Annotated in this window: 14 protein-coding genes; 10 read left to right on the top strand and 4 right to left on the bottom strand. The window is 62.8% G+C overall.

The genetic code is table 11. The annotated features are described in order from the left end of the window. From R2855_19285 to R2855_19270, 4 genes are all read left to right on the top strand, one after another. Nucleotides 1-942, top strand: a 942-nt coding sequence (locus R2855_19285) for a C-terminal binding protein (protein MEZ4533146.1), incomplete at its 5' end; no start/stop codon positions are given. Nucleotides 943-952: 10 nt separating this feature from the next. Then, on the top strand, nt 953-1,612 hold the full coding sequence (locus tag R2855_19280; GenBank protein ID MEZ4533145.1) for a sigma-70 family RNA polymerase sigma factor: 660 nt from the start codon (nt 953-955) through the stop codon (nt 1,610-1,612). A 2-nt stretch (nt 1,613-1,614) separates the two neighbouring features. Next, nucleotides 1,615-2,532 (top strand): zf-HC2 domain-containing protein, encoded by a 918-nt coding sequence (locus tag R2855_19275; protein MEZ4533144.1) that lies wholly within the window; start codon nt 1,615-1,617, stop codon nt 2,530-2,532. Nucleotides 2,533-2,809: 277 nt separating this feature from the next. After that, nucleotides 2,810-3,568, top strand: coding sequence for an SIMPL domain-containing protein (locus R2855_19270; protein ID MEZ4533143.1), 759 nt, complete (start codon nt 2,810-2,812; stop codon nt 3,566-3,568). An 89-nt stretch (nt 3,569-3,657) separates the two neighbouring features. On the opposite strand, the gene R2855_19265 is transcribed toward R2855_19270, so the two are convergent. After that, nucleotides 3,658-4,551, bottom strand: coding sequence for a hypothetical protein (locus tag R2855_19265; GenBank protein ID MEZ4533142.1), 894 nt, complete (start codon nt 4,549-4,551; stop codon nt 3,658-3,660). Nucleotides 4,552-4,680: 129 nt separating this feature from the next. On the opposite strand from R2855_19265, the gene R2855_19260 reads away from it, so the two are divergent. The 4 genes from R2855_19260 to R2855_19245 all read left to right on the top strand — a co-directional run bounded on the left by R2855_19260 (nt 4,681) and on the right by R2855_19245 (nt 10,227). Beyond that, nucleotides 4,681-5,592 (top strand): rhodanese-like domain-containing protein, encoded by a 912-nt coding sequence (locus R2855_19260; protein MEZ4533141.1) that lies wholly within the window; start codon nt 4,681-4,683, stop codon nt 5,590-5,592. Continuing rightward, complete coding sequence (locus tag R2855_19255) at nt 5,589-7,688, top strand: hypothetical protein (GenBank protein ID MEZ4533140.1); 2,100 nt, start codon at nt 5,589-5,591, stop codon at nt 7,686-7,688. The genes R2855_19260 and R2855_19255 overlap by 4 nt, the downstream gene beginning before the upstream one ends. A gap of 144 nt (nt 7,689-7,832) precedes the next feature. After that, nucleotides 7,833-9,122, top strand: coding sequence for an MFS transporter (locus R2855_19250; GenBank protein MEZ4533139.1), 1,290 nt, complete (start codon nt 7,833-7,835; stop codon nt 9,120-9,122). 46 nt (nt 9,123-9,168) lie between these two features. Then, nucleotides 9,169-10,227 carry a hypothetical protein gene (locus tag R2855_19245; protein MEZ4533138.1) on the top strand — a complete coding sequence of 353 codons (1,059 nt, stop codon included), beginning with the start codon at nt 9,169-9,171 and terminating at the stop codon, nt 10,225-10,227. Between the two features lie 29 nt (nt 10,228-10,256). Here the strand turns inward: R2855_19245 and R2855_19240 are convergent, their stop codons facing one another. Together R2855_19240 and R2855_19235 are read right to left on the bottom strand one after the other, a co-directional pair. After that, complete coding sequence (locus R2855_19240) at nt 10,257-11,309, bottom strand: asparaginase (protein MEZ4533137.1); 1,053 nt, start codon at nt 11,307-11,309, stop codon at nt 10,257-10,259. Nucleotides 11,310-11,344: 35 nt separating this feature from the next. Continuing rightward, nucleotides 11,345-12,295 (bottom strand): D-2-hydroxyacid dehydrogenase, encoded by a 951-nt coding sequence (locus R2855_19235; protein MEZ4533136.1) that lies wholly within the window; start codon nt 12,293-12,295, stop codon nt 11,345-11,347. 179 nt (nt 12,296-12,474) lie between these two features. Here R2855_19235 and R2855_19230 point away from each other — a divergent pair, with 179 nt between their 5' ends. Both R2855_19230 and dgoD read left to right on the top strand, forming a co-directional pair. Next, nucleotides 12,475-13,632 (top strand): low temperature requirement protein A, encoded by a 1,158-nt coding sequence (locus R2855_19230; protein MEZ4533135.1) that lies wholly within the window; start codon nt 12,475-12,477, stop codon nt 13,630-13,632. A 26-nt stretch (nt 13,633-13,658) separates the two neighbouring features. Further along, on the top strand, nt 13,659-14,798 hold the full coding sequence (dgoD, locus tag R2855_19225) for a galactonate dehydratase (protein MEZ4533134.1): 1,140 nt from the start codon (nt 13,659-13,661) through the stop codon (nt 14,796-14,798). A gap of 28 nt (nt 14,799-14,826) precedes the next feature. Here the strand turns inward: dgoD and R2855_19220 are convergent. Then, nucleotides 14,827-15,157: ABC transporter permease subunit (locus tag R2855_19220; GenBank protein ID MEZ4533133.1), on the bottom strand; the 331-nt coding region annotated here is incomplete at its 5' end.

Below are 15,157 nucleotides of genomic sequence, written 5' to 3'. Positions count from 1 at the left end.
GAGCTGGTCAGCGGCGTCGTGAACTCGCCAGACGAGCTCATTGCCCTGGCGAAGGACGCCGACTCGCTCGTTGTCTCCTCACGCGAAGCCGTGCCACGCATCGTCATCGAGAACCTCGACCGCTGCCGCGCCATCACGCGCATGTCGGTCGGAATCGACCACGTCGACCTCGATGCCGCCACCGACCATGGCATCGTGGTGAGCCACTGCCCCGACTACTGCACCGATGAGGTGGCCGATCATGCAATGGCGCTCATCCTTGCGCTCAACCGGCAGATCGTCTTCACCAACGAGGACTTGCACAAAGGCGCCTGGGTCGATCGCTCCTATCACACTCGCGAAATCCTGCGAGGCCCCATGCCGCCGCTGCGCGAGTTGACCGTTGGCATCGTCGGCTTCGGGCGAATCGGGCAAGCGGTGGGCAGGCGAGTGAAGCCGTTCGGCTCCCGCATTGTCGTCAACGATCCCTATCTCGACCCGGCGGTGGTCGCAACGGCCGGGGTCGAACTCGTATCACTGGACGAACTGGCAGCAAGGTCGGACATCATCACGTTGCATTGCCCGCTCACCGATGAGACCCGCGGAATGATCGGCACGGCGTTCTTCGCGCGCGTCAAGCCAACTGCTGTGCTGGTCAACACCGCGCGGGGCGCCATCGTGGATATAGAGGCCATCATCGCGGCGCTCAGCGAGGGTCGCCTCTTCGCTGCAGGACTCGATGTCGTCGTACCCGAGCCGTTGCCAGCCGATTCTCCGCTCTATGCGCTGCCGAATGTGATTCTGACTCCGCACGACGCCTACTACTCCGAGCGGTCCAAAGTGCAGGTGCGCATCGATACGCTCAATGCCGCGCTTTGCGCGTTGCGCGGCATGCTTCCACGCACGGTGGCCAATCCCGCCGTGCTCGAAAAGCTCGATCTGCGTCCCTGGGCGCCGAGCTAGTCACGCACGCATGGTCTTCCGGCGCGGCAAGCAGGCCGACCCGCCCACCGATCCCGAACGGGATCAGGATGAGCGGCTCATTTTTGCGGCTGCCAAGGGAGACCTGGACGCCTTCAATCAGCTCGTGACCCGGCACGAGCGCTCGGTGCTGAACCTCTGCTGGCGCATGCTCGGCACCCTGCCGGAAGCCGAAGACGCGAGTCAGGACGCGTTCATCAAAGCGTGGACCAACGCCAAGTCGTTCAAGGGCGGCGCAGTTCGGCCCTGGCTGCTGCGCATTGCCACCAATACCTGCTACGACGTCTTGCGTTCGAAAGGGCGCAAACCGACCGGCTCACTCGACGCCGCCGAGTTCGAAACCGAACCAGACTGGAGCACCCAGAGCGATCCGGTCGATCCGGTGCGGTTCGCCGAAACCGGAGACCTGGGCCGCATGCTCGAAGCCGCGCTCGCCCAGATCCCGGATGAGCAGCGGTTGGCAGTGACGTTGTGCGACATTCAGGGGTTACCGCTGGCCGAAGCAGCCGAAGTCATGGCCATCTCCATCGGCACCGTGAAATCGCGCTTGTTTCGCGGCCGGGCCAAGCTACGCGATCTCATTACCGCATCGCCCGCTGGGCGGGAACTTCTCCTGACGGCGGGTCGTTCTTCTACCAGAGAAAGCGACTGACGATGCCGACCAACGAACGCCAAGCGAACCACCCCCAAGACCACCTGACCGATGCCGAGCTCAACGAGCTGGTGGATGGAACGTTGGCCGGACGCGACGCTGACAAGGCCCAGGCCCACCTCGCCGGATGCGCGTCTTGCGAGGAGCGCTATCAGACGCTGCTGGCCACCGTTTCCGCGCTCCGGCAAGCCCCGAGTGTCATGCCGCGCAGGTCGTTCCAGCTCACACCAGCGCAAGCAAGGCTGCCGGAGCCGAAACAGAGCTGGCTCGACCGGTTTGCCGAACGCCTGCTTCCCGGCGTGCCAGCAATCAAGGCTGCAACGATCGCCGTAGCGTTGTTGTTCATTTCCGTAACGGCATTCGACGTGCTGACCAACCAGATCGCGCAGGAGAGCATGGGACCCACCACGGTGAAGCAGGAAGCCGATGTGCCTGCTCCCACGTTCGAGGCTCCCCAAACCGCTGCAACCGAGCCTTCGGGCCGTGTGGAAACAGCCGGCAACGCCGCGCCAGAGCCGGACAGCGCGCTCCAGGAGAGTGCCACGGGTGGTGGCGCGCAAACTGCCGCAGAAACGAGCGATGAACCGGATGGCGAGTCGATGAGCGAATCCGCTGCCGATTCAGCACCGGTCGAAGACGGGTTCACAAGTTCCGCTATGCAAGAGGCGCCGGCCGCCCCAGCAGCTGCGATGGAACCGGGTCTTGCATCGCCCACAGCCGAACCAACCGCAACCCCTACTCCGACCCCGGAAGCGACCGCTACCGCCACCCCCACCGCAACCCCTGCGCCCGCTTCCGACGGATGGAGCAGCGAGTTCACGCTCTCCTGGTGGCGGATCGCCGAGCTCGCCCTCCTGATGATCCTCATCTGGCTCATCGTCACCTGGTTCGGGCGGCGCGGCGTGGACTCGCTGGACTAGCGGTTGCCGAAACACGTGCCTGCCGTGCGAATGCCGTCATCCCGACTGAGGCGGAGTGGAGGGATCTCCTCGCCGCGGCGAGGGCAACAAGGTCACGCGCCTTTGCGATGGCAGGCCCTTCTTTGAGGAACCGCTCTATTGGTCAGTCGCTGCAAGCGGACGCGGAACCTTTTTCACCATTCATACGTTCTCTCAACAGGCGGAACCCCAGTCCGGAATCGCCCGGACGGAATGCCCAATAGTGAGAGGCCGGTTTGGCGGCCGTAGGAGAAACTGCTTGAACGCTCAGGGACTTTCGTTGCGCAAACTCGCCTCGGTCGGGGCGGTTGCCCTGATGGCCACCACCCTGTTCGCCGCGTCGCACCCGGTATCCGCGCAGGACGCCACTCCAGCTGCTGCATCGACTCAGGCCACGGTCTCCGTCAGTGGCATTGGGATCGTGACAACCACGCCTGACACTGCGTCGGTCCAGCTTGGCGTCACCGTGACCCAACCGACCCTTGCCGACGCGCAGAACCAGGCGTCGACCCAGATGCAGGCGGTCATTTCCGCGCTCACCGCTGCCGGCGTGGAAGAGAAGGACATTCAAACCTCGAGCTACTACGTGTCGGTCGTGCAGAACTACGACAGCAACGGCAATCCCTCGGAAGTCTCCAACTTCCAGGTGCAGAACATGGTCAATGTGGTCGTGCGGGATATCGACAATGTCGGCCCCGTGCTCGATGGCGCGGTCGCCGCTGGCGCAAACACGGTCTACGGCGTGAGCTTCTATCTCGAGGATTCATCCCAGGCAACCAGCGATGCCCGTGCGCTCGCGGTCCAGGACGCCAACAAGCGCGCCCAGGAGCTCGCCGCCGCCGCTGGCATGACGCTCGGTCCCGTGGTTTCGATCACCGAGGGCTACAGCTCGGGTCCGATCTATGGCAAGGGCGGCGCTGGCATGGCAGCAGAATCTGTTGCGCCCGCTCCCATTCAGGTGGGAACGACCACCATCGAAGTGGACGTCACGGTCGTTTACCAGCTCATCGAATCGTAATCACCTGGGAACAGCGGTGACGGGGAATTCCATCGCTGTCGAAAACTGAACGGCGGAGCGGGGCGGAGCCGCTTCGCCGTTCTTCGCGTTCAGTCTCGCTGGCGAAACGTCTGCAAGCGATTGTGGCTGACGACCTCGGTGACATAGACGTCGCCCGATGGCGAGATCCAGAGCGAATGGGGGCAATCAGGAAATTCTCCTGGACCGATCCCACTGGCGCCCGTGGTACCGATCCGCTCGCCACCAGCGTTCAGCTCGACCAGCGGATGCGCTGGAAGTTGCTCGTGATAGGGGCGCGAATCGTCGTCGCGGGTCGCGCAATCGGTGACGATGAAGGTTCCGCTCCTTGTCTGGAAGATGTCATGCGGAAAGCTGAATCCGTCCCAGATCGCGAGCACAGCGCCCTGGTCGTCGAAAACCTGTACACGGCCATTCGCGCGATCGACCACGTAGACGCGCTCGTCCGCATCCACCCAGATACTATGCGGCGTCTGAAACCGGCCGGGCTCCGACCCGTCACCACCCCAGGAAGCACGCAACTTGCCGTCGGGGCTGAAACGATGCACCCAGTTCTGCCCATATCCATCGGAAACATAGATGTCGCCCGATGGACCCTGCACCGCCCGGGTTGGCATGTTGAATGGCGTGCCGGGCGCGCCAATCACTCCAGGCGAGCCAATGGTCTGCATCAGGTTGCCATGCCGGTCGAAGATGCGCACGACATGCTCGCCCGTGTCGGTGACAAAGACCCGATCGTCCGGACCAATCCAGAGCCCGTGCGGGGCAAGAAATGGAAACTCCCAGTCTCCCAGCCAGGTTCCATCCGCGTCGAATCGGTGCATGATCCCCTTGGGCACCCGGCTGAGTATGTAGACGCCGCCATCCGAATCTGTCGCGACCGCCGAGATCAGCCCAAAGTCATCGACGCCCGTTCCAAATCCCCAACCCGGAACTACTGCCTCCGGATCGACCACCAAGCCCATGTTGCCACCTTCACGAGTCGAACGCGCATCCTTGCGGACAATCGGACGGGGAGCCGAAGATCACCCGGAGCCTGCGCGTCCCGCATTTCGACACCAGACTACACTTCGTCTGTGATCATGACGCGCAGTATGAACCTCGAACCCATCTCTCGCCGCAACCTTCTGGCCACCATCGCAGGAACCGGTCTCTTCCTCGCCGCTGGCAACCGCATCCAGGCTCAGAAGGAGGCGATGCCGTTCGTCGTCGATCTCGATTGGGTGCGCGAGCGCGCATCACGGGCTGACCTGAGGCTGATCGATGTCTCTCCGCTTCACGTCTACCGCGACCGGCATATCGCGTCGGCCACCCATGCCTGGTGGCGAGATACCGTCGATCCCAACTACCCCGTCTTTGGCGCGGTCTTGACCCAGGGCGACGAAGAGGCGCATCGCCAGCGCGTGCTCGATTCGCTCGGTCTCTTCACTGGCGATGATGTTGTCGTATACGACGACGCAGACGGATTCCACGCGGCGAGAATGGTTTGGTTCCTCCGCTTCCTGGGATTCGCTCGCGCTGCGCTGCTGAATGCCGCGTTTGCCGATTGGGATGCAGATCGGTTCGAGATCGTCGCAGCATCGAGCACCTCTACGTCGCCGAAGGTCGATCCGCAAACCGGCTTCTACCTGGTGACGGAGCAACTGCTGAACCGGCTGAACAATCGAACGCTGCAACTGATCGACATTCGAACCGACGCCGAGCGGGTAGATGACCTCGACGGCCAGATGCCGCCGGGGCAAATCCCCGGTTCGATCAGGTTTCCCTGGGACGACGCGCTCGACGACAACGGCCGGTTGAAGGCCCCTGAGCTGCTTCGCGAGCACACGAACGACCTCGGCCTCGATCCCGCGCAGGAGACCGTCGTCTATGGACGATTCGGATCCGACACCGCGCTTTCCTGGCTGGCGCTCCGGAACGCTGGTTTCACCAATGTCCTCAGCTACGACCGGGGCTGGGCAGAATGGTCGAACGCCCCCGATCTTCCACGAGAGTCGCTCACATGAAACGGCTCATCCGCCTGCTGCTGGTTCTGGCGCTGGTTGCCATCCCGCATCTCCAGGCAAACGCGCAATCCGATTCCGAGACCGCTGGCCGCATGCTCGAGCCGGTCACGATGGATATGTCGGCCGCCGAAATGATGCGCTCGCGGCCATTCGTGCTGCCCGATCATCTCAGCCCGGCGTTCGAGTTCGACCATATGGCCGAAACGCCCTTTACCGAGGACGCTGGGCGCGCGGCATTGGAGCACTTTCTCCAGCTGCGAACCCTTCCCGCGCCGCGAATCTCCGCTGCGCTTGCGCAATTCGACGATCCGGCCATCGTAGCTGTCATTCCCGCTCCGAATCTGCGGGCGGCGCTGCTGATGCTGACCGATTGGGATCCATATCGAGCGACCATCGACGCGATCCTCGGGGGCGCCAACGAATCGGGTCTGGCGTTCGAGACGGTCGATTTCCGCCCGCTCGAATTCGGTGCGGCCATCGCCACGCTCCAGGTTGCCTATTCCACTGGCGCGCCGCGCTTGCTGCTCAGCGACCGATACCGGAACGAAACGCCCCAGCAGCTCATTCCGGTGCTGGTGCATGAATCGATGCACGACGGTGTCGAGAACTCCTTCGAAGAAGAGATCATCGCTGGCCTGCTGGACAGCCTCACGTACGCGGAAGTGCTCATTGTCGACCCGCCGGCCGCGAACACGGGCACCGAGCTGGCAGCCTACAACAATGTCCAGCTCTTCGCGTTGATGAACTCGGTCGGACGCCGCGGCGCCGGCTATGTCGGCGTGGTGACGTCGCTCGACGGCGACGCCTATGTTGGGCCCGGACTGGAAGCGTTCGACGCGGATAGCGTGCGCGCCGGCATCGCAAGCGACTCCTGGTATGCGCAACTTCCCACCGGTGGAAGCAGCGGCGGCGCGGTGCTGGAAGCGCTTCTGGGACGCTTTCCCGAGAGCGCGGCACTGGCGTCTACCAGCCGCTTTTCAGAAGAGGTCATTGCAACGATCGACGAGGGAATTGGTCTCGTGCTGACGCCGCGCAAAGTACGCGCGATCGCGGTCGACCTGGGACTTTCGTTGGCGCCCACCGCGCCAGCCGGCATCGGCGTGGGTGACTTGGCTCCATCGGCCGACCTGATCGCGGACAGGCCGTTCTTGCCCTCTGATCCCGCGCTGTTCGATCTTCGCTCGATGCATCCGACGCGCGATCCGCTCGATATCGAGTTCGCCCGGGCCGCGCTCCGAGAGTCGCTACTCGGCGCTGGCGTCGATTCCGAAACGATCAGCGAAGCGGTCGCGCTGTTCGACAGCGGTGCGGAGAAAACGCTGGTGCCAGATCCTGTCCTGCGCGCGGGCCTGCTGATGCTCGCTCGCTCACCGGGATGGCGTCCGCTGCTCGATTCTGCGTTGGTCGGTGCGAACGGTGGCGGCGCGCCGGTACGCATCGCCTACCGCGCGCTTCCGCACGCGGTGCCGGCGGTTTGGGAAAGCGCCGGCTGGGGCGAATCGCCGGTCGTGTGGATCAACTCGATGCTCGATGGTGAACGGCCCGAGCTGTTGGCAACGGCCATCGCCGAAGGACTGTTGCTGGAATCCTCGGAAACATGCGCAGCGCAGGCGGTCATCGCGGCGGCGTTGTCGTCGGTCCTGTGGGCCGATCTGGTTGCCAGCGACCCCACGCTTGCCGAGAGCGCCACCTGGGGGACCATCACCCGCAATCGCGATCTGCTGGCCCTGCTCAACTCGCAACCATTCGATCCCGGAGTCCCGCAATCGTCCGAATTCGGACTCCGACTGGCCGCGGGATCGGGCAGCGACGTTTTCCCGGGACTCCCGGTCTCGGCCAACTCCTTCGTGGACTATGTGTCGAACTCACCGCGCGTTTCTGCCAGCACCTCGACAGAGACTTCGCCCTCCCCAGCTGCCCTGACTGCCTTGCTGCAACGCAGCGGTCTCGATTCACCGTCTCCGGCCAGCGCGATCCAGATCGATGACGATCTCCTGGCCAGCCTCGATCTCGGCTTTGCGCACGTGCTGCCAGTCGAGGACGGGGTCGATGCAGCAGCGGCATTGGGATTGACCATCTCGAGCGCCTCTCGATAACCCAGATTCGCTCCAGATCGCTTTCCGATACACACTATGCTTCGGCATATCGAATCGAGCCTCCGACACAACCCATGAGAGAATGAGAACCGCTCCGTAGCCCGGTTCCTCCCAGGAATCCCTATCCATGATTGGTCTGCGCCGATGCGACCGCAACCCAACAACCGCGTCGCCAGATTCTCACTCCGCAACCTCACGCTACCGAACGGCTTCAGCGCTCTCAAGCATCGCAACTACCGCCTTTACTTCTTCGGCCAGGCGGTCTCCGTCACCGGAACCTGGATGCAAAGCCTGGCAATGTCCTGGCTGGTGCTTTCGCTCACCACCTCCGCTATCGATCTTGCGCTGGTCAACGTGCTCCAGTTCGCGCCGACGCTGGTCTTCGGACTGTTCGCCGGAGTGCTGGCCGACCGGGTCCCGAAACGCGGTCTACTCGTCGTCACCCAGTCGATCGCCGCGCTCTGCTCACTGACGCTTGCCATTCTGATCTGGAGCGACCATATCGATCTTTGGCACGTCTATCTGCTGGCGCTCATCGTGGGGATCAACAACTCGTTCGACATGCCGGCGCGGCAAGCGTTCGTTTCTGAGATGGTGGGCGACAAGGCCGATTTGCCGAACGCCATCGCGCTCAACTCCACGCTTTTCAACATGGGGCGGTTGGTGGGACCGGCGCTCGCCGGACTCGTCCTGGGGGCGTTCGGAGTCGCCATCTGCTTCTTCATCGACGCGCTCAGCTACCTGGCGGTGATCGGTAGCCTGCTGATGATGCACGTCTCGCCAGTCGCTCAGGCAGTGCGCAGGCGCAACCCGTTGGAGTCACTGCGCGATGGGCTGGCTTACGTCCGCGCCACACCCGTCATTGGCTACCTGGTCGTCTTTGCCGGATTGGTCGGCGTTTTCGGAATCAATTTCAACGTCTGGATGCCCTTGCTCGCCAAGCAAGAGATCGACACTGGGCCGGGTGGCTTCGGGTTGCTCATGTCGTCGCTTGGTGTGGGAGCGTTGGTGGGCGCCCTTGCGCTCGCGTTTCGGAGCAAGGGAGCAAGCGTCGAGCGCATGCTTGCCACCGGGCTGGTGCTCGGTCTTGGGGAGATTACGCTCGGGCTCGCGACCGAGATTGCGCCCAAGCTGATCCTCGCCATGGTCATCAGCGCGGTAGTTGGCTTTGGGCTCACGTCCACCATGGCTATGGCCAATACCGTTGTCCAATCCACCGCGCCGGACGAGCTGCGCGGCCGAGTGATGAGCGTCTACATCATGGTCTCGACTGGGGTCGCGCCGTTGGGCGCGTTGCTGGCGGGAGCGGTTGCCAACGCGACCAACACATCCATCTCGATCCTGTTGGGCGGTATCATCACCACGCTCAGCGCAATCTGGCTGGCTCAGCGCCTGCAGATCCGAACGCGGAGCCTGGTTCGCGCGCGTTCCTGACGCCGCCCATCGAGCGCCCTCAGGCGCCCAAAAGGATTCGACTTCGATGCCCCTGGGCGGTTTCGGGCTGCTTTCGCTCTTCTACATCTTTGTCGGCGTTCGTTTTCTTTTTCAGTTCATCCCGCGCCGGAAAGCAATCTTCGACAACGACTTCACACCATACGACCGGTCGATGCTCGGTCAGGCCGCATTCTTCATCTTGCTTCCGGTTTCCGTCGCGTTGCATGAGCTTGGCCACGCCGCTGCCATTTGGGCAATGGGCGGCCAGGTGCTCGATTTCGGCTTCTACTTCTTCTCCGGGTATGTCTCGTACAACCCCACCGGTTTCTCGGATGTGCAACAGACGCTGATCGCGTTCGCCGGAACATTCGTCAATCTGGTGCTGATCGTGATCGCGTTGGCAGTGGTCTTCCTCAAGAAGCCGCCGTTGCGCGCTCCCTGGAACGAGCTGCTGTTGCAGTTCGTCTTCATCTCCGGTATCAACGCGCTGGTCTTCTACCCGGCCATGGACTTGCTGTTGAACATCTCCGGCGACTGGTCGCAGATGTACCGCAGCGGCGTTCCCTGGCTCACCGCCATCATCGTCATCGTGCAAGTGGCGTTCATCGCGGTCGGCTGGTGGGGAATGAAGAACACGCGGGTGCGCAATCGGATCGCCGAGTTGACCGGACTTCCCGATGGCTCGAGCTTGCGCATGGGTTTTGGCAGCGGAGGCGAGCAGGCAGTGCGGAAGGTCGAGCGGATCGACGCGAACAAACTTGCCGGCAACGAGAAAACGGTCGGCAGCGCGATCACCCGTGTGGCTGCCGGTTGGCCAGTCAAGACCGACACCCGCATCGACCGCGGTCAGGGCAGCTCCGTGAGCTCGATGATCTGGCAGTCGGGCGATGCCGTTCGCACCGTTGCCGTGGTCATTCGCCCGAGCGGTGAGACGGCAATCGTCGGCAACGTCCACTCCACACGCAGTCCGGGATCGCCTGCCAATCAGGGAATGATTCGATCATGGCCGTCCATGCCAGGCGAGGACGAACTGACGATGGCGCTCCGCATCGCGGCCGAGCGTGTCGACACGTGGGCGCCAGCGCCGCAACCGTCCAGGAGCTAGCAGGCGACCAGCCTGCCGCCGTGGTCGAGTCAGGCGCTGATCGCGTCCGCCACGGCCGCGCGTTCCAACACGAGGTTCGTTCGCACCTCTCCGACGGTCCAGCCGTTCGCATTGGTCACCGGCTGGACCAACTCCGATCTCATCGCCGCTAACACGGTCGGCTCGACCAGGCCGAGTTGCTCCAGCACCGATACGGCCAGCACATTCAAGCCCCGGTACGACCCATCGTATATGCGAATCGCGATCCCGAGCTCATGCGCAGGAACGGCCAGGCAGAGGAGACCTTCTGCCCCGATCTTCGCAACGACGGATCCGTTCGACAGGCGCATCAACTCGGTGTCGATCGAACCAGGACCGGCAATATTCTCCGGATACGCAGCCATCGCTCCAAGCAGTCGAGCGATCGCGGATTCGTGCGTTCGCATCCGGGCAGAAGGCGATTGCGCCGGAGCCGCGAGCGCTGCGTAGGCCCGCGCGAAGTCGGTCAATCGAGCGCCAAACGTCGGGACACTGCATCCGTCCACGGCCAAGGACACCGCAGCAGGATCGACCTGCATCGCGTCTGCCACGATTTCGAGGATTTGCCGTTGGAGCGGGTGCTCCGGCGACAGATACGATTCGGTCGGGTAGCCGAGATACAGGCAGGTCGCCAACATGCCCGCGTGCTTGCCAGAGCAACAGTTCTGTAGTGGGGTCGCGTCGACGAGGCCAAGCGACAAACGCGCGAGCTCCGCCCCGTCGAGCGGTGGAGCCGCGCCGCACTGCAGCAGCCCCGGCTCCGCTCCAACCTTCTCGAGCATTGTCACGACAGACTGTTGTTGACCGGCTTCGCCATAGTGCGACGAGCAACAGAATGCCAGTTCAGATGCGGTGAATCCGAACGCGTCCGCCGCGCCGCTCTCGACGAGCGGAATCGCCTGGAACGGTTTCGCGGACGACCGAAAATAGGCGAAGAGATCAGGATCTCCCGCGGCAGCCACCAGCCTCCCCTGGCTGTCCGCCACCGCAATAGCCGCCTCGTGCTCACTCTCGATTGCGTCGCCCCGCGTATAGCGGACGCGCAACGAATTCGTGCGTTCCACCGGCTGTCCCCCCGTCGATCGTTTCTCGATTCGCCCTAATACCCGGCCCGCTTGTCCACCACGTTGATCAGTTCGACCCCGTCCTGCAAGCGGCGCACGTTTTCCACCAGAATCTCGACGCAGCGGCGTTCCTTTTGCCAGGACGAGCCGGCGAGATGGTGACTCATCACCACATTCGGCATGTCCCAGAATGGACTGTCTGCCGGAACCGGTTCCACCTCATTCACATCGAGTCCAGCGCCCCACACGTGCCCCGACGCCAACGCCTCCGCCAGAGCAGGTTCGTCGATGATTCCCCCGCGGGAAACGGCAATCACGATCGAGTTCTTCGGCATGGCGGCAAATTCCTTGGCGCCCAACATGTGATGCGTCTCCCGGGTCAGTGGCGCTGCCACCATCAGAATGTCGGACATGGCCAGCATGTCGTGCAGCTTGTCCACCGGCCAGACAGCATCGACAAAGCGATCGCCGCCTCCCGGATGCACGTCGACCGCAAGCATCTCGACCTCGAAGCCGGAAGCGCGCTGCGCGATTGCCCGCCCGATTTGCCCGTAGCCCAGAATGCCGATCGTGCTGCCCATGATCTCGCGAGGCTCACGATACGAACCGTCCCACCGCCACTGGTGCTTGTGCTGATAGTCGAGCGAAGCCGGTATCTTGCGGGTCAAGGCCAGCAACAGCGCGAACGCGTGCTCGGCAATCGACGGCGCGTGCGCGCCACGCGTGTTCGAGAGGACGACGTCGCTTTCGACCAGCTCAGGAAAGTTCATCAGGAAATCGACACCCGCGCTCTGCGACTGGACCAGCCTGAGCTGCTTCGCTGCCGCCAGCACCTCAGCATCGGGACGGCCATAGAGCACATCGGCGTCGCCGATCTCCTGCAGCAACTCATCCCTGGATCCGACCCGGACGATCTCGAGATTGGAGATCGCGTCCAGCAACCCAAAATACGCGTCGCCCTCTTCGGTGGCGATGACCAATTTCATGCGCGGTCCTTTGTCCTTCATACAGAGTGCGAACGGTTGAAGCACCAATATCGGGAGCATACCAGCGAACCAACCGTCGCCCGGAACCGGATATGCTTCCCTGTGATCGTGAGCAACGTGCGGGACCGTGGAACGCTCGACGACGCCCAACACACAGGAATCAGGAGGGCCGCCGCCGCATGAGCAGGTGGATCAAGAGGATGGCGCCGCGCTCGCCTTCGGAAGCGCACCGGGTATCGACGCCGCTGGAGCTCTTCTTCGATCTGGTCTTTGTCGTCGCCGTCAACTTCGCCGCATCAGCTCTTCACCACGACATTTCCGAAAACCACATTCGTCACGGAATCCTGAGCTTTCTTCCGATCTTCTTCGCCATCTGGCTCGCCTGGCTGAACTTCACCTGGTTTGCAAGCGCCTACGATGTCGACGATATCCCCTATCGGATCATGGTGCTGATCCAGATGACCGGCGCGCTGGTCCTCGCGGCCGGGATCCCCAGAGCGTTCTCGGAGCAGGACTTCCGGATCTGCATCGCCGGTTACGTCATCATGCGTCTTGCTCTCGTTGGGCAGTGGTTACGTGTTGCCCGTTCCGACCTCGAACGCAGATCCACCGCGCTGCGCTACGCCATTGGCATCACGCTGGTGCAAATCGGATGGGTTTGGTTCGGATTCGTGCGGGACTCGTTCTCCTGGCCAGTCTTGATCGTCCTGGCAATTCTCGAGCTCATCGTTCCTATCTGGGCAGAACGGTCGGCGCCCACCACCTGGCATCCGCATCACATCATCGAGCGCTACGGTCTGTTCACCATCATCGTCCTTGGCGAAGCGGTCCTGTCGGCATCGCTCGCGATCCAGGCGGTCGTCGACACGCGCACATTCGACGGCGAGCGCGCCGCCATCGCGGTGGGCGCCATCGCCTCCCTTTACATGATGTGGTGGGTCTACTTCGACTACAACGCGCCCGACATCCTTACACGATTGCGCAAGACGTTCGTCTGGGGATATGGGCACGCCCTTCTTTGGGGCGCGATCGCGGCAACCGGGGCGGGCATTGCGGTGTGCATCGACTACGCGACCGACCATTCCGAATTGACCCGCACACAATCCCATCTCGCGATGGCAGTCCCCCTCGCCATCTTCTTGCTCAGTCTCTGGGGTTTCCACGATCTTACCGAAGCCCGGACCTCCCTTCGCCGGCTGGCGACTCCGGTCGCGGCGTTGCTCGTGGTGGGATCGGCCTGGCTCCCATACGCGCCCGTGTGGATGGCGATCATCCTCATCCTCCTCGCGATTTTCCGCGAGGCGGGACATGAACACCCTGAAGCAGCAACGCACTGATTGCAAACGAAGAGGACTGGCCCAATATGCGCATCACCGATGTCACCTGCTTTCCCGTGTGGGGCGGCTTTCGGAACTTCCTGTTCGTGGTCATCGACACCGACGAAGGCATCTCAGGCGTCGGCGAATCGGGCCTGACTGGCCGCGAGCTGGCCGTCACCGGCACGATCGAGCATTTCAAACCGTTGCTGATCGGCCAGGATCCGTTTCGCATCGAACACCTGTGGCAGACGCTCTCGCGTGGCGGATTCTTCCCCGCTGAGGGCGCGGTAGCGGCAGCACTGTCGGCAATCGATATTGCGCTCTGGGACATCAAAGGGAAAGCCCTGAATGTGCCAGTCTACGAACTGCTGGGCGGCCTCGTGCGGGACAAGGTGATCGCCTATCCGCACAACGGCTCCCACGATCCCAGCACCTCCGCGCTGGTCGAGTCGTGCCTGGAAACCTGCGAGGTCGGCTGGAAGTTCGTGCGCTTTGGACTCCCGTCGGACGGTGATGTGCACGAGCCGCGCGACGCCATGAAGACGGCGATTGAGCAGTTCGCAGCCGTACGCGACGCGGTTGGAGACGAGATCGAAATCACCTTCGATATCCATACACGGCTCGATCAGCGTGACTCGGTCTATCTGTGCAACGAACTGGAGCAGTTCCGGCCGTTCTTCATCGAAGACCCGGTGCGCGCCGAGAGCATGCAGGCCCTGCGCGCGGTCCGCGCGGGCACGAATGTGCCCATTGCTGCCGGAGAGCAATTCACCTCCAAATGGCAGTTCCGTCAGATCATCGAGGAAGACCTGATCGATTTCGCCCGCATCGATCTCTGCCTTGCCGGCGGGTTCACCGAGTCACGCAAGATCGCGGGTTGGTGCGAAACCCATTACATCCCGCTGGCAGTCCACAACCCGCTCGGGCCCGTGTCGTCGGCCGCCTGTTTGCAACTGAATTTGGCCACCTCGAACTTCGCGGTTCAGGAGCAGCCGCGCATGCCCGGCACCATGTTGACCGACGTTGTCCCTGTGCAGATTCCGTGGGAAAACGGCCACCTCCTCCCGCCGGACCGTCCGGGACTCGGCATCGAGTTCGACCGTGAGGCCGCGCTGGCGCATCCATTCCAGCTGACTGAGATCCCCCATCTTCACCGTCTGGACGGCTCGTTCACGAACTGGTAGGAAAAAGTCGCGCCAGCCGACGCTGATGCTACCCCTTCATGCCCGAGTTCACGAACGTCTCGATGATCTGTTTCTGCGCAACCAGGTAGACGATGAAGGGGGGAATAATTGCCACAGCAGCGGTGACCATCATCGGTCCCCACATTTGTGCTGACTCGACATTGTTCGTAAAGAACTGCATGCCGGTCGAGAGCGTCTTGGCTTCGAAATCGTTCAGGATGAGCAATGGCCAGAGGTATTGGTTCCAGGCGCCCAGAAACGAGAGAATGGTCACCACGGCTATCGCGGGCTTGATGTTGGGAACCACGATTTGCCAAAGTATCTTGACCGTAGAAGCCCCGTCGATCTTGGCCGCATCG

The sequence above is a fragment of the Thermomicrobiales bacterium genome (assembly GCA_041390825.1).
Lineage (GTDB): Bacteria > Chloroflexota > Chloroflexia > Thermomicrobiales > UBA6265 > JAMLHN01.
Note: the sequence above shows the minus strand (reverse complement) of the source record. Positions and strands in the feature narration are given on the sequence as shown.

What these genes read in the sequence shown, in the direction of transcription:
- dgoD (MEZ4533134.1), top strand. Translation starts at nt 13,659, where the DNA reads ATGCGCATCACCGATGTCACCTGCTTTCCCGTGTGGGGCGGCTTTCGG.
- R2855_19235 (MEZ4533136.1), bottom strand. Translation starts at nt 12,295, where the DNA reads ATGAAATTGGTCATCGCCACCGAAGAGGGCGACGCGTATTTTGGGTTG.
- R2855_19230 (MEZ4533135.1), top strand. Translation starts at nt 12,475, where the DNA reads ATGAGCAGGTGGATCAAGAGGATGGCGCCGCGCTCGCCTTCGGAAGCG.
- R2855_19280 (MEZ4533145.1), top strand. Translation starts at nt 953, where the DNA reads ATGGTCTTCCGGCGCGGCAAGCAGGCCGACCCGCCCACCGATCCCGAA.
- R2855_19250 (MEZ4533139.1), top strand. Translation starts at nt 7,833, where the DNA reads ATGCGACCGCAACCCAACAACCGCGTCGCCAGATTCTCACTCCGCAAC.
- R2855_19260 (MEZ4533141.1), top strand. Translation starts at nt 4,681, where the DNA reads ATGAACCTCGAACCCATCTCTCGCCGCAACCTTCTGGCCACCATCGCA.
- R2855_19255 (MEZ4533140.1), top strand. Translation starts at nt 5,589, where the DNA reads ATGAAACGGCTCATCCGCCTGCTGCTGGTTCTGGCGCTGGTTGCCATC.
- R2855_19245 (MEZ4533138.1), top strand. Translation starts at nt 9,169, where the DNA reads ATGCCCCTGGGCGGTTTCGGGCTGCTTTCGCTCTTCTACATCTTTGTC.
- R2855_19275 (MEZ4533144.1), top strand. Translation starts at nt 1,615, where the DNA reads ATGCCGACCAACGAACGCCAAGCGAACCACCCCCAAGACCACCTGACC.
- R2855_19265 (MEZ4533142.1), bottom strand. Translation starts at nt 4,551, where the DNA reads ATGGGCTTGGTGGTCGATCCGGAGGCAGTAGTTCCGGGTTGGGGATTT.